General features: G+C 57.4%; 13 protein-coding genes. 9 read left to right on the forward strand and 4 right to left on the reverse strand.

The features are described 5' to 3' along the window. Positions 1-12: 12 nt before the first annotated feature. Positions 13-1,302 carry an isocitrate lyase gene (gene aceA, locus QD357_RS21305; protein WP_414124974.1) on the reverse strand — a complete coding sequence of 430 codons (1,290 nt, stop codon included), beginning with the start codon at positions 1,300-1,302 and terminating at the stop codon, positions 13-15. Positions 1,303-1,497: 195 nt separating this feature from the next. Here aceA and QD357_RS21310 point away from each other — a divergent pair, with 195 nt between their 5' ends. Further along, positions 1,498-2,910: a helix-turn-helix domain-containing protein gene (locus QD357_RS21310; RefSeq protein WP_414124975.1), complete on the forward strand. Its 1,413-nt coding sequence runs from the start codon at positions 1,498-1,500 to the stop codon at positions 2,908-2,910. 75 nt (positions 2,911-2,985) lie between these two features. Here the strand turns inward: QD357_RS21310 and QD357_RS21315 are convergent, their stop codons facing one another. Continuing rightward, positions 2,986-3,762, reverse strand: a complete 777-nt coding sequence (locus QD357_RS21315) for a DUF899 domain-containing protein (RefSeq protein ID WP_183939643.1) — start codon at positions 3,760-3,762, stop codon at positions 2,986-2,988. Between the two features lie 321 nt (positions 3,763-4,083). On the opposite strand from QD357_RS21315, the gene QD357_RS21320 reads away from it, so the two are divergent. Continuing rightward, on the forward strand, positions 4,084-4,917 hold the full coding sequence (locus QD357_RS21320; RefSeq protein WP_414124976.1) for a universal stress protein: 834 nt from the start codon (positions 4,084-4,086) through the stop codon (positions 4,915-4,917). Between the two features lie 39 nt (positions 4,918-4,956). Here QD357_RS21320 and QD357_RS21325 read toward each other — a convergent pair whose 3' ends face one another. Continuing rightward, a complete protein-coding gene (locus QD357_RS21325) occupies positions 4,957-5,682 on the reverse strand; it encodes a response regulator (RefSeq protein WP_183939647.1) in 726 nt (241 codons plus the stop codon). A 217-nt stretch (positions 5,683-5,899) separates the two neighbouring features. On the opposite strand from QD357_RS21325, the gene QD357_RS21330 reads away from it, so the two are divergent. The 3 genes from QD357_RS21330 (at position 5,900) to QD357_RS21340 (ending at position 7,316) form a co-directional block, all read left to right on the forward strand. Then, complete coding sequence (locus QD357_RS21330; protein ID WP_414124977.1) at positions 5,900-6,199, forward strand: hypothetical protein; 300 nt, start codon at positions 5,900-5,902, stop codon at positions 6,197-6,199. Positions 6,200-6,207: 8 nt separating this feature from the next. Then, complete coding sequence (locus QD357_RS21335; protein WP_183939651.1) at positions 6,208-6,633, forward strand: universal stress protein; 426 nt, start codon at positions 6,208-6,210, stop codon at positions 6,631-6,633. A 326-nt stretch (positions 6,634-6,959) separates the two neighbouring features. Further along, positions 6,960-7,316, forward strand: coding sequence for a hypothetical protein (locus tag QD357_RS21340; RefSeq protein WP_414124978.1), 357 nt, complete (start codon positions 6,960-6,962; stop codon positions 7,314-7,316). A 733-nt stretch (positions 7,317-8,049) separates the two neighbouring features. Here QD357_RS21340 and QD357_RS21345 read toward each other — a convergent pair. Continuing rightward, positions 8,050-8,562 carry a DUF995 domain-containing protein gene (locus QD357_RS21345; RefSeq protein ID WP_414124980.1) on the reverse strand — a complete coding sequence of 171 codons (513 nt, stop codon included), beginning with the start codon at positions 8,560-8,562 and terminating at the stop codon, positions 8,050-8,052. A gap of 602 nt (positions 8,563-9,164) precedes the next feature. Here QD357_RS21345 and QD357_RS21350 point away from each other — a divergent pair. The 4 genes from QD357_RS21350 (at position 9,165) to QD357_RS21365 (ending at position 14,583) form a co-directional block, all read left to right on the forward strand. Beyond that, entirely contained in the window at positions 9,165-10,352 is a 1,188-nt protein-coding gene (locus QD357_RS21350) for a helix-turn-helix domain-containing protein (RefSeq protein ID WP_246451443.1), read from the forward strand. A gap of 372 nt (positions 10,353-10,724) precedes the next feature. Beyond that, positions 10,725-11,738 carry a UDP-glucuronic acid decarboxylase family protein gene (locus tag QD357_RS21355; RefSeq protein WP_414125014.1) on the forward strand — a complete coding sequence of 338 codons (1,014 nt, stop codon included), beginning with the start codon at positions 10,725-10,727 and terminating at the stop codon, positions 11,736-11,738. Beyond that, positions 11,738-12,724, forward strand: coding sequence for a UDP-glucose 4-epimerase GalE (gene galE / locus QD357_RS21360; protein ID WP_414124982.1), 987 nt, complete (start codon positions 11,738-11,740; stop codon positions 12,722-12,724). The genes QD357_RS21355 and galE overlap by 1 nt, the downstream gene beginning before the upstream one ends. Further along, a complete protein-coding gene (locus tag QD357_RS21365) occupies positions 12,721-14,583 on the forward strand; it encodes a glycosyltransferase family 2 protein (RefSeq protein WP_183939663.1) in 1,863 nt (620 codons plus the stop codon). The genes galE and QD357_RS21365 overlap by 4 nt, the downstream gene beginning before the upstream one ends. Positions 14,584-14,620: the final 37 nt, after the last annotated feature.

A 14,620-nucleotide genomic window follows, 5' to 3' on the forward strand; every position in this document is an offset into this window, starting at 1 on the left:
TCCGATTGATAGTTATTCCGCAGCCGGCTTGAATTGCGCGTGCTCGGTCGATTCATGCATGGCGGTAGTCGAAGACTGGCCGCCGGTGATCGCCAGCGAAACGGCGTMGAAATAGCCGGTGCCGACCTCGCGCTGGTGCTTGGTGGCGGTGTAGCCGTTGGCTTCCGCCGCAAACTCCGCCTGCTGCAGTTCCGAATAGGCGGCCATCTGGCGTGTCTTGTAACCGCGGGCAAGTTCGAACATGCCGTAGTTCAGTTGGTGGAAGCCCGCGAGCGTGATGAACTGGAACTTGTAGCCCATGGCTCCGAGTTCACGCTGGAACTTGGCAATCGTCGCGTCATCAAGGTTTTTCCTCCAGTTGAAGGACGGCGAACAATTATAGGCGAGCAGCTTGCCCGGATGCGCCCGGTGCACGCCCTCGGCGAATTTGCGTGCCTGTTCCAAATCCGGCTTCGATGTCTCGCACCAGATGAGGTCGCAATGCGGCGCATAGGCGACAGCACGGGCGATGCAGGGCTCGATGCCGTTCCTGACCTGATAGAAACCCTCGACGGTGCGGCCGGCATCGTAATCGACGAAGGGACGGTCGCGCTCGTCGATATCGGACGTCAGAAGCTTGGCTGCCTCGGCATCCGTGCGGGCGATGACCAGTGTCGGGACACCCATGACATCAGCCGCCAGGCGAGCGGCATCAAGATTGCGGATATGGGCGGCGGTGGGGATCAGAACCTTGCCGCCGAGATGACCGCATTTCTTTTCCGAGGCGAGCTGATCTTCGAAATGAACGCCGGCGGCGCCCGCTTCGATATAGGCCTTCATGATTTCAAAGGCGTTGAGCGGCCCGCCGAAACCGGCTTCGGCATCGGCGACGATCGGCGCGAACCAGGTGTCGACCGACAAGCCCTTGCCTTCGGCAATCTCGATCTGATCGGCGCGCTGCAGCGTGCGATTGATGCGCTTTGCAAGCTCCGGCCCGGCATTGGCCGGATAGAGCGACTGGTCGGGATACATGGCGGAGGCCGTATTGGCATCGGCCGCGACCTGCCAGCCGGAAAGATAGATCGCCTTCAAACCGGCACGAACCATCTGCATGGCCTGATTGCCGGAGAGCGCGCCTAGCGCGTTGACGAAATCCTCCTCGTGCACGAGCTGCCAAAGACGGTTCGCTCCCATTTCGGCCAGGCTGTGGCGAATGGAGACTGAACCGCGCAGGCGGCTGACATCATCAGTCGTATAGGGCCGCTCTATGCCGTCGAAGCGGCCAGCAGGTGCCGATGAAACGAGTTTGTAAAAATCAGTCATAACGATTTTCCTTCTCCCAAGCTTTCGTATCGCTGATGTGACTAAATTTACATTGCAGTGCGATATGGAGCCAGTGAAAACGATGAAAACGCCCCATCAAAAGGGTTAGGATGTATTGCGCTTGACAAAGTGATGCAGTAAATTTGTTAAGATTGTAAATCTTGCGATTACACAATTTTGTAAAAGGAATGACAGATGGCTGAGCGCAAGATCTTTGCCGGGCCGCGTATGCGGCGCATTCGCAACAGCTTGGGTTTGACGCAGACGGCCATGGCGCAGGCGCTGGAAATTTCGCCTTCCTATCTCAATCTGATCGAGCGCAACCAGCGGCCGCTAACCGTACAGCTCCTCTTGAAGCTGTCTTCGGTTTATCGGGTCGATCTCGACGAACTCCAGGGCGAGGCCGGCGGCAGCGCCGGGCAGTTGCGCGAGGTCTTTGCGGATCCGCTATTGGCGGGTGAGATCCCCGGAGAACAGGAGCTKATCGAGGTTGCCGAAGCGGCGCCGAATGCCGCGAACGGCATGATCAAGCTTTACCGCGCCTATCGCGAGCAAGCGGCGCGGCTGTCTGATCTCGCAGAGCTTCTCGCGCGGGAGGGCCATATTCCGGCGCTGGCCGGTCCGCGCCTGCCGCTCGACGAGGTGCATGATCGGCTGGAGCATCGTCCGAATTTCTTCGCCGGGATCGACGATGCGGCCGAGGCTTTTCATGCGAAGCTGACGCAGGGAGACGATTTGGCGGCGGCGCTGAAGGCTTGGCTTCGCAGCGAGCACGGCATTGCCGTGCGTACGCTGCCGGTCCACGCCATGCMGAACCTGCGCCGGCGCTACGATCGCCACTCCATGCGGCTCTTTCTGTCGGAGCGTCTGTCGCCCTTCGATCAACTGCAGGAGATTGCGACCGAAGTGTCGCTGCTGGCGCTGCGCCAGCAAATCCACGCCGAGCTCGAGCCGCTATCGCTATCAACGCCGGAAGCAAGCCGTATCGCTCGCTTCGAACTGGGGCGCTACGCCGCTCATGCCCTGATGATGCCCTATGGCGCCTTCCACAACGCGGCGCAGCGTTTGCACTATGATATCGACGGGCTGCGTGCGCGTTTCGGCACGTCCTATGAGCAGGTTGCCAGCCGCCTGACGACCTTGCAGCGGCCGGGTGCGGCCGGCATTCCCTTCTTCCTGATGGAGATCGACGGGGCAGGGCACCGGCTGCGGAAGGTGGGGGCTCAAGGCTTTCCGCAGGCGCGCTTCGGCGGCGGCTGTCCCAAGCTCAATGTCCATGCGGCCTTTGCACAACCGAGCCAGATTCTGGTCGAAGCGGCTGAAATGCCCGACGGCACTGGCTTTCTGACGATCTCTCGCACGATCGAAGGTCCGCAGGCCAATTTCGGCGAAAGGGTCCGCCGCACGGCACTTCTCATCGGCTGCGATCTCGGATTTCGGGAGGAGATTGTTTATGGCAAGGCTCTTTCGGCCGCTCCGATCGCAATCGGTGCGGCCTGTCGTCTCTGCGAGCGCCAGGGTTGCCTCGCAAGGGCCGAGCCGCCAGTGACGCGGCCTCTGGGGCTCGATGAAATGGCTGCGGGGCTCAGCGTCTTCGACTTTCAGTGATGTTGGCAAGCTTCGGCGTGGCGGCCTGTCCCGGGTTCAACGGAACAGGCCTGCGCATGGTTTCGTACGCGCTTGCTATTTGCGGAACGCCGCCTCGCCAACGTCCGACACCTCGACCCACTTCTTGTCGGGAGCTGCGTCCGCGACGTAGCTGTCGTGCCAGTTCCACCACTTGTAAGTCGGCGTCTGAGGATAGCCCTTGGGCGAATCCTCCCAGACCTCCTGGCGGCCCAGCGGCGTAATGTCGAGGTAGTTCCAGGTGCCTCCCATCTGCTCATCGCCGCGATTATTGATGAAGTAGGTGCGGAACACGCGGTCGCCGTCACGGTAGAATACGTTCGTGCCGTGCCACTCACCGACGCCAAAGTCGGCATCGAAGCTGTCCGTGACGGTAAACCACGGTATCTCCTCCCAGCCCATCCGCGCCTTCAGCCGCGCGATGTCAGCCTGAGGCGCACGCGAGACGAAGACGAGGGTGGTATCCCGCGCATTCAGGTGGGAGACATGGGCAACCTGGTCGGCCACCATGGAACAGCCCCGGCAGGCGTGGTCGGGCCAGCCGAACACTCCCGGCTCGAAAAAGGCGCGGTAGACGATCAATTGACGCCGGCCTTCGAACAGATCGAGCAGGCTTACTTTGCCCGAAGGCCCTTCGAACGCATAATCCGCCTTCACGGCCATCCATGGCATGCGCCGGCGCTCGGCGGCCAGGGCATCACGGGCGCGGGTCTGTTCCTTTTCCTTCAAGAGCAGTTGTTGGCGGGCCGCTTCCCATTCCTGTGACGACACGACCGAGGGTGTGTGCATTGAAGGCTGTCCACCATTCCGTCCGTTTTCGGCTGACGTAGTCATGGCTTCGAAATCTCCTGGGTTGGGCGAATTTCCGCGCCTGAGAGGCGTGATTTCATTCGCCGGTTAACGCTCCTTGTTCGTCGTGAGATAATCTGGCACCGGAGATCAAACAGTGTGAGTAACAAGTGTGGCAGTATTCCAATGGAGCTGCTGATCTCACCCCCAGCGCGGGCGTGAAGCACATCAAACCATTGAGGGCCAGGGCCACGAGGCGGCGCAATATTTCAGCGGTTGTTCATGTTCTTGACCAGGATCAAAGTGGAGCGCGAACATCGGGCTAAATTCGCATTGAACGGTCAATCCCAAACGCGAGGTGTGACTATGCGAGCCAAAACCGTTTTAAGCATCATAGGCATCAATCAAGACAATGAGGATCTGCGGTCGGCGATCGAACTTTGCCGTGCAGCAGGGGCACATCTTTCCGTGCTGGTGACGGCGCTGGCGATCGCGCCCGTCGGCGGATATGGCGAAATCTCTTCGTCCGCATGGGCCGAAGAACGCGAGCGCGAGTTGCAGAAGCTCGGCGAGCAGGTCGCAGCCGCAAGAACCGTGCTGCAAGCGAGCGGTATTTCGTATGATGTGGACAGCCTGTTCACGGAATACGGATGGGTCGAGAATGAAATCGGCGAGCGCGCTCGTTACGCCGATGTGACACTGGTCGGCGGCGACCTCCTGGCCCAGGATGACATGCGATGGCGCATGTTGAATGGCGCCCTGTTTTACTCGCCGGCGCCGATTCTCATTGTGCCGAAAGGGTGCGAGGCCTCGCTTCGGCCACGTCGGGTGCTTGTTGCCTGGGACTCCCGCAACGAAGCAAGTCACGCCGTCCGCGCCGCAATGGAGCAATTGACGGTGGCTGAAAACGTGCATGTCGCCATCGTTGATCCACACGCATCGATCCGTGCCAATGGCGAGGAGCCGGGCGCCGATATTGCCGCCTTTCTTGCGCGGCACGGCATCCATGTCTCAGTCGATGTCTTGGCGGGCGGTGGCAGGAGCGTCGCGGACATCCTGCGGCAACATGCCGTGGATATTGGCGCCGACTTGATTGTCATGGGTGCCTATGGGCATTCGCGCATGCGGGAGCGGATTTTCGGAGGAACGACGCGCTCCATGCTCGAGGCCGCACCCGTCCCATTGATGATGACGCGATGACGCGAAATCCGAGGGTGCCGTGCCTCGAAAAAGGCCGGGTCACACCTTGCCGGTGAACATATAGCCGACCCCGCGTATCGATTTGATCAGTTGCGGATGTTTGGGGTCGGTTTCGATCTTCTTGCGCAGTCGTGCGATCTGGGCATCGATCGTTCGGTCAAAAGCCTCCAGATTGCGACCGCGCGTCAGATCCATCAGCAATTCGCGGCCCAGGACGCGTCCGGCATGCCGGACGAAGACGACGAGCATATCGAATTCGCCCGTCGTCAGTTCGACCTCGCTGCCATCCATCGCCAAAAGCTGCCGCTTTCCGATCTCGAGCTGCCAGCCGTCGAAGCGAATGATCTCGTCGCGGCTGCTCTCCGGAGCTTTGGCGACGGGCTGCCGCCGGCGAAGGATCGACTTCAGGCGGGCATGTACCTCCCTGAGGTGGAAAGGTTTGGCGATATAGTCATCGGCTCCGACCTCGATGCCGACGATCCTGTCCACCACGTCGTCGCGGCCGGTGAGCATCATGATCGGAATGTCCGATTGCGCACGAATTTCGCGGGCGAGATCCAAACCGTCATCGCCCCCGGGCAGAACCAGATCCAGCAGAATGATATCGAAATTCTCCTGCCGCAGTCGCACCCGCATTTCCGCACCGCCCGATGCGGCGCTGACGGCATAGCCCTCATCTTCGAAATACCGGGTCAGCATCTGCCGGATTCTGGGATCGTCATCCACCACCAGAACATGTTCACGTCGCTGCTCGTCGGAGGCCATCGCAAAAGATTCCAGATTTAAATGCAGGCCGAGCCGCGCTGTGACAATCCGTTACAAATTCGCGCCATTTCTAACACGCGCAGCATTCGGATGTCACTTACGGACCGTCATTTATCCAACATAGACAACATTTGAGAGCGATTGTCATGTTGCAGGCGGGTCAGGCGATCCAGACGCTGAATCCGGCAAGACCTCTCTTTAGGAGGATGGAGCAATCATGAACGCGACCGGCACGCGAACAGGCGAAGCACTCCTTGCAGCCGCGGGATATGCCTTTCCGCATCATCAGGATTGTGACTTTCGCCTCGATCGAACAGGCAACAACGAATGGCAAATCATGGTTCTGTCGCCACGCGCCTGCGAATGGGTCCGTAAGGAATTGTGCACTCCTTTCGGCCAATGCTTAAGCAACGGCTTCAAAGTGGATATACTGAGCGCGGACCAATTTTTGAAACAAGCACATGCTCTGGGATTTCGAACCGAATTTGTCGGCGGAAGCGGCAGAGATCTCTTCTGAGGTGAAATATGTACAAGACGATCGTCTGCGCCGTAGGCCTTGGATCACGGGAAAGAGCAGAGCATCTGGTGCGCACAGCTCAGGCATTTCTCGAAGCCGACGGGACCTTGCATGTCGTTCATGTCGTGGAACGTTTTCCGTCCGTCGTTAGTCAAGGACCGGACGACTGGGCCGTCTCGGTGATCGACGAGGCCGAGAAAAAGCTGTCACAGCTCTGCAAGCAGCTACGGGTACCTGCGCTTGTCCATGTCCGCGCCGGTCGTGCCGCCGATACGATCCTGGCAATTGCCGCCGAAGTCAAAGCGGACTTGATCATTGTCGCCGCCCACAAGCCCGATGTCCTCGATCGCGTCTTCGGATCGACCGTCGACGACATTATGCATCATGCAAAGTGTTGCGTGCATATCGACCGGATTTCCGAAGCGAAACCGTGACGATTGAAAGTATCGAACGCCGATTCTTGGACCGGCTTAAAATCTGGTCTTGGAAAAGTTCGATGTAAGGATCATAGTGCCGATGCTGGATGATGGTTACGCCTGACAAGAAAGGCGGCGGCTTCTATTGCACGCTCCACTCCAGTCGCCGTCTCGCGCCACAAATGTAGGGCATGCGGATCGGCACTGTGATTACCAGTCTATCGTTCTTGATCTAGGAACGCCTACGCAAGACTGCCCATTAGAAGGCATGCTCCATCATTTTGTGCAGCTTGAAGGCCTTCGATGAGGACGCCAGTGAAAACGAATTCCACGGGAGGAAAACGATGCTGACAACAGATCGGGAATGCCGAAGAGGTGGAGAGCGATTTGCAATGCCGACTCTCGGTGAAATCGAGGGCAAACTCATTGTTTCGGAGGTCGTCGCCGCAAATTGCCTGCGACAACTCCTCGCCGGACCAGAGGCGGAACCGTTGTCCTCGATAAGGCGGGGGATCAAGCAATCGCTTCAAAAACGGTGCAAGAAATCAGGACTTTGCGGCGAAGACACCGATGCGGCGATGGAGTACGCTTTTCAGCTACTCGATGCAGCCGTAGAGGCGGTCGCAAACCAACCGAAACTGGATTCCAATGGGCGTGAGACCGTCCATCAGCCGGACCGCGTGGCGGCGCCACCGCAATAGCCGACACGGAAGCAACAACAAAACGGCGACGAAATTAGCGTAGAGCAGGCGTGCGGACGTATAAACAGACGTCCGCAGCAGTATAAATGCAGCCGCCACGGATATGGATATCCTGGCTCTCATAAGCTTTGTGCAAGCTTTTATTGCCACCATACCAAAATACGCCTCGCTTCATAAGTCTTAGGTTCCGGCGGGGAGGTTCGTTAAGCGTCCTGAAATAGATGTTGCATTAAAACACTTCCAAATTATGGGGGATATTTTGGATGTTTTCTGACAGTGAAGTTGGGATTTTCCTGTCATCTGAGAGGCTTAAGAGAGAAAAAGCTAGAGCAATACAGTCCCCGAAGTCGTTCCGAGGGGCTGTGCAGCTCGCTTTGATCGTCGCAGTTTGTTCAGCCGTCCCAATGAACATGGCAGCCGCACAATCAACCCCGGCTGAGCGGGGACATCAAAACGTTGTAAAGTCGTCGGATACGAAAAAGAAGATAATCAAGACCCAGAGCGCGTCGGCAAAAATCGCAAAGCCAGTTTATCTCGGCGGGGCGCCATATGTTTGTACGCCCAGCGGATTCGGACATACGTCAAGATGCTTCCTGAGATGAGCGGCTTGCCCATCTGAGCGCCGATCTGGCTGTTGCGACAAGGTCAGAGAAGCCATCCGTTCAGCTCCTAAGTGAGCCCAAATACAGATGGCTTCGTGATGCAGGATTGATGCCTTGCAGGAAGGCCCGATCTATTTCTTTTGCGACCACTTGATCCGCATGCGGTTGTATCCTGCCGTCGCGTAGTCTCCGGGCCGCACCTTGCTGTATTCATCGTCAGCGCTGGCCGGGCTTGTCTTGAATGCGTACCAATCCCCGTTCGGTTCGCGCTTCTGGAATATGGTATTGCCTCTCTTTCGATGACTGAAACACGTCACCGCCAAGGCATTTCCTGTCTTTGCGTACCATGTGGCCCTGAAGCAGAGTTTGCCCGGGTCCGTCACAAACCAACGACCAACGCCGTATGAACCCGTTCCCTCACCAGACCAGGCCTTGAAGTCGCGCCCTTTCGCCGCAAAGTAACCCGCGCCGTCTTTCCAGATCCAGGTACGATTATAATAGAGCTGAAACACATCCTCAGCGGTCAGCGGTACCGATTTGGCTGGCGGTTTTGACGCCTTATTTGGTGCCGTATTGGCGGCAAAGGCGCAGGTACTGGTCACACCCAAAACGCACAATAGTAACAGCGTTCGGAATACAGTCATTGGTTTCCTCCTGTCTGTCGATTGTCTGTCGGCGAATGAATTGCTGCAGCCCGGCTTTGCAAGAATTGGAATTCTGGCCGTCTGTTGGTTGATTTGAGCAGCTTGCGGTTGATCTTGCAAGCTGCTGGTTCTTTTGCGGTAGCGTTTGATCCTTTCCCGCAACAGCGGGACACGATCCCACCCTGCATCCAGGCACGGACGGCAGAGGAGAGCGGTTCTCCAAATCACCGCCGTATTGCCGACGATTATCGTATTAGACGATAGGGACGAGCTGCCTTCCAAGATATTCGCAGAAGACGTTTTTCTTGAACGGGATATGCCTGTTCACGCATTATTTTCTTAACCCGCGGCGTTGAGCTTGGATTTGCGATCCCAGGCGGTAGCCTCAGCTTGTCGAGCTGGTTATTCTAATGTTGCTGATGATTCTCAAAAAGGCGTGCCGGAGTTGGTGTGAAATCTCCGGCGGCGAGAGGGCATGGTAGTTTCCCCGTCAGATTGAATAGATATATGTGCCATTCATCATTAACGATTTGGTTTTAAATCATTTGCTGATGAACACTTAGAGTGGTACAAAATAGCCTTCCGAAAGTTGTGAGGAAATGTTGCCTGACTCATCCCAGAAAGGGCAATCGCCGCAGGTTCCCGTCGAAAAACAGAATGACGGGCGAGCGACCACCCACCCCACTTTCCAGGTCGAGCGCCGGCGTTGGCCTCGGCATTCGGATGCTATTCAAGAAGCAAATCCGCCTCTGCCGCCGGCCCTCACGCCGCTGCGGTTTTCTACCCACGATTTGCCGCCAAGCGATCAATTTGTAGCCTGGCAGACGTATCTGGCGCCTCTGATCGATATCAGGTTGCCGGAAGGCGTGTCGGAGGAAGCTGGCTTTCCTGCCGATCATACCGCCTGGAATCTTGGCGGCATGCTTGTCGTCCAGCAATCGGTGCCCGCACATTCTTATTCGCGCACCGCGACAAAGCTGCGGTCAAATTCGATCGACCATTGGCATGTCGTGCTGTTGCGCACCGGCCAGAGCTGGACAGAGGTTGATGGAAACGTGTCAAAGGGAGAGCCCGGACGCGTGGAACTGAGGTCCCTCGGTCATCCGTTCAGGGGAAGGGCTACCGACTCGCGAAGCCTCTCCGTCTATCTGCCGCGGGAGCTGTTTTTGGACATGCCCGCGTTCAACGAGATCAAAAGCAATACGGTATTCTCCGACACCTACGCGAAGTTGCTGATTGATTTTCTCGACAGTGTCGAGGCGAAGCTGTCCAGCATGAGTGCGCCAGACCTTCCCCGCGTCGTCCAAACGATGCACGATATGCTGGTGACATGCATTTCTTCATCGGCTGAATATTCCGGTCCCGAAAAACATCAGAGCAATTTAGCCCTGATGGAGCGCGTCCGCCGTTTCGTTCAGCGCAATTTGAGTTCGCAAGATCTCACGCCGGATGCGCTATGCCGGGAGCTCGGCATTTCGCGTACTCGACTCTACCAATTGTTCGAGTCGAGCGGTGGCGTTCTTCACTATATTCAAAAACGCCGTCTTTTTTCGGCGCACGTTGCACTCAGCAATACCATCAATCGGCAGCAGATAGTGGAGATTGCCGCCGAGGCCGGGTTTGCCTCTGCGGCCCACTTCAGTCGGGCGTTCAGCAAGGAGTTTGGTTATACTCCTCGCGAGGCTCGAAATATTGCCGCTCCGCCCTTCCTCGCACGCGCGGTTTTGCCCGTGGACGCCAAGGATGGTGCAAACCCATTCGGCGACTGGTTGAGTTCCCTCGGACATTAATAGAAGCGCGGTTGTAGTCGCAATCCGGCTGGGCGTATGCCTCAAGCCGCGCCGACGGCGTGGGTAGCCGCGCGCATCTATCTTCGATCTGACCAGATCCCCCCAACAAGCCACTGTGATCCGGTGTCTGGCCCGAAAATCGCGCCGGGTTGTATGAGCATTTGCAAATATGGACGCTGCGGCAAATTTCAGGATGCGCAGCTAACGACAGTTCATGGTGCGATAAGTATAAAACAAGCAATACCAACGCTGCCTTACAACACTTTATCATGAAGCAAAAACGTTAAAAATGTTTTTACTTCTCGATAAGAATAGGTAGATTTTGAGGTCAGTACGATGAAAGTAATGCGTCCAACTACCGATCGCTCTGATATTAATACTCTCCTTGGTGATATCCGAATTCTCCATTCAAAACAGCAACCTCGGCACATACTAGTTGCCGGCGGCGCGGGTTTTCTTGGCTCTCATCTCTGTGAGCGGCTCCTTAAATTGGGCCACAGCATCGTTTGTGTCGACAATTTTTCAACCGGACTTGAACGCAATATCCATCATCTGCGCAGCTACAACCGGTTCAGCGTCATCAGGCACGACGTCATCGATCCGATCGACATCGAAGTCGATGAAATCTACAACCTTGCTTGCCCGGCATCACCGCCTCACTACCAGGCCGATCCGATACACACGATGAAGACATCCGTCTTCGGTGCGCTCAATTTGCTGGAATTGGCTGCCCGTACCGGTGCCCGCATTTTCCAGGCGTCCACCTCCGAAGTATACGGCGATCCGCTCGTGCACCCGCAGGTCGAGAACTATTGGGGCAATGTAAATTCGTTTGGCCCCCGATCCTGCTACGACGAAGGCAAGCGCAGCGCCGAAACGTTGTTCTACGATTTTCATCAAACATACGACGTCGAGATCAAGATTGCGCGAATCTTCAATACTTATGGCCCCCATATGCGTCCCGATGACGGCCGTGTCGTATCGAACTTCATCGTACAAGCGCTGAAGGGCCAGGACATCACCATCTATGGCGATGGCTCGCAGACGCGTTCGTTCTGCTTCGTCGATGATCTCATCGAGGGCTTCCAGCAGTTGATGGCGACCGACCCATCCTTCACTGGGCCTGTCAACCTTGGCAATCCAGGTGAATTCACCATTCTGGAACTCGCCGAACAGGTGATCAAGCTGACCGGCTCCAGCTCGAAGACCATTTGCAAGCCATTGCCGAAAGACGATCCACGCCAGCGTCGCCCGGATATATCCCTTGCCCGGGAAAAACTCGGATGGCAGCCGCTGGTGCCGCTGTCGACCGGCCTGGAAAAGACGATCTGCTATTTCGACCGTCTTCTCACCGAAGAAGCACATGAATGGGTGGGGACCGCGTGATGTCGCAGAAAAAAATTCTGGTAGCCGGTGGCGCCGGATATATCGGCAGCCACACGGCCAAGCTGCTCCGTTCCAAAGATATCGAGCCGATCGTCTTCGACAATCTGGTTACGGGGCATCGCTCTTCGGTGCGTTGGGGACCATTCGTGCATGGCGATATCCTCGACACCAGCGCCCTGACGCATGCCCTCTTGCAGTACAAACCGGATGCGGTCGTGCATTTTGCCGCATCCGCCTATGTCGGAGAGTCCGTAGAGGACCCCGCCAAATACTATCACAACAATGTCAGCGGCACCTTGTCCCTCTTGGACGCCTGCCGTCACGCTGAAATCGACAAGATCATTTTCTCGTCGAGCTGCGCAACCTATGGCACGCCGGCGTCTCTCCCCATCACCGAGACGACGCCGCAGGCGCCGATCAATCCATATGGCAGGACGAAGCTCATCGTCGAGCAGATCCTGAAGGACTACGCGGCAGCCTATCAACTGAAATATGTTGCGCTGCGATACTTCAATGCCTGCGGCGCCGATCCCGACGGAGAACTCGGCGAATGGCATGAGCCGGAGACACATCTCATTCCGAGAGCATTGCTCGCGGCCGCTGGAACAATCCCGCATCTTGCCATCTTCGGCGACGACTACGACACGGAAGATGGAACCTGCGTTCGCGACTATATCCATGTGACGGATTTGGCGCGTGCCCATGTTCTGGCGCTCGAACACCTCATCAATGGCGGTCGCAATCTTTCCGTCAATCTCGGGACCGGCCACGGCGCGTCGATCAACGAGATCGTCAGGGCCATCGGCCGTATCACCAAACGCGAAGTTCCGGTCGAGATGCATGCAAGACGAGCCGGCGATCCGCCGGCTCTCTATACCGACCCGACCTTCGCGCGCGAGGCGCTCGGCTTCTCGCCCGAATATTCCGACATCGGCACGATCATCAAAACTGCGGCTCCCTTTTTTGGCCTGGAGTCGCGGACATGACAAACACKACCAACACGTCCAAGGAAACGACCAAACCGCACCTGGTCCCGGTTCTTCAAGGCCGCGATCGGCTGGAATATCTCGCCGGTGCTGCAATCTGGCTGGCACTGCTCGTCTATTTCTGGGCCTGGTGGCTGCAGCCGGCGCATTATATCGGCTTTTGGCGCTTTGCTCTGGTAACGGGCATACTGGCCTGGGTGACCCTTCTGCCGGCCTATTTCATCGCAATATTCTATCGCGCCAAGAAGCCCGCCGGACCGCTGCAATTGCCGGCCGGCAGCCGCGTCGCCATGGTCGTAACCAAAGCGCCGTCCGAGCCTTTCTCCGTCGTGGCAACGACCTTGCAGGCCATGCTCGATCAAGCGTTTCCGCACGACACATGGCTCGCCGATGAAGACCCGACTCCTGACACGTTGAACTGGTGCCGCCAGCATGGCGTCTTCGTTTCGACCCGAAAGAATAGGGCGGACTATCACCGGACGACCTGGCCGCGCCGTACGCGCTGCAAGGAGGGCAATCTCGCCTTCTTCTACGATCATCACGGCTATGAACGTTATGATTTCGTCGTGCAGCTCGATGCCGATCATGTTCCGGAACCCGGTTATCTCGTCGAAATGCTGCGTCCGTTTGGCGACCCCAAGGTCGGTTATGTCTCGGCACCGAGCATTTGCGATCGCAACGCATCGGAAAGCTGGGCTGCACGCGGGCGGCTTTATGCCGAGGCCAGCATGCACGGTTCGCTCCAGGCCGGCTATAATGACGGGCTCGCTCCTCTTTGCATCGGATCGCACTATGCCGTGCGCACCGTCGCCCTCAAGGAAATTGGCGGGCTCGGACCGGAGCTTGCGGAAGATCATTCGACGACGTTGATGATGAACGCCTATGGCTGGCGTGGCGTGCATGCGCTTGATGCCATCGCGCATGGCGACGGCCCGCGCACCTTCGCCGATCTCGTCACCCAGGAATTTCAGTGGTCACGCAGCCTTGTCATGCTGCTGCTGCGGTATTCGCCGATCTATGTTCCGCGCCTGCCGCTGAGATTGAAGTGCCAGTTTGTGTTTTCTCAGTTGTGGTATCCGCTCTTCGCGCTGTTCATGTGCCTGATGTTCGTGATGCCAATTCTGGCGCTTGCCTTCCATCAGAACTTCGTTGCAGTCACCTATCCCGAATTTTTCGCTCACTGCGCGCCGCTCTCCATCGTGTTGATGCTGTTGGCCTATCGGTGGCGCGCCAGCGGCTCATTCCGGCCGTTCGATGCCAAGATCTTGAGCTGGGAGGGAGTATTTTTCCTCTTCGCCCGCTGGCCCTGGGCGGTCGCTGGAACGGTCGCTGCTGTCAGGGACTGGATGACCGACTCCTATGTCGATTTTCGCATCACGCCCAAAGGTGCGTCTGAAGTGGATCCGTTGCCTTGGCGAGTTCTATTGCCCTACGGGTTTCTGTCCGTTGCTTCCGTTCTGCCGGTTCTGCTTGTCGATAGGGCTGGTGACACGCGGGGTTTCTATATCTTCGCGATTATCAACTCCGTGCTCTACACACTTCTGCTGCTGATCATCGTCACCCAGCACGCTCGGGAGAATGTCGTCAGAATTCGAGCAAGACTGTATCGGCCGGCAATGGCTGCGGGCCTTCTTTGCCTCATCGCGGCCCCTGGCTTTGCCACCATCGAACGCGGATCGGAAGGGCTGGCGTCCCTGACGTGGGGCACCGGGCGCTTCCGGCTCTATGAAACGCGATATGCGGTGGCCGGTGCCGGCTGCGGGCGGCAGGACCTTCAAAAGCTGACGTTCAAGCCACACTGGTTGGCCGACACGTCGAAAATCGACCTTTCGCAAGATGAAACATCAGATCCGAGCTAGTCGATCAGACTAGTGGGCAGACGTTGCCGGTGTGTTG

Source organism: Rhizobium sp. BR 317 (assembly GCF_047445835.1).
GTDB classification, from domain to species: domain Bacteria; phylum Pseudomonadota; class Alphaproteobacteria; order Rhizobiales; family Rhizobiaceae; genus Rhizobium; species Rhizobium paranaense.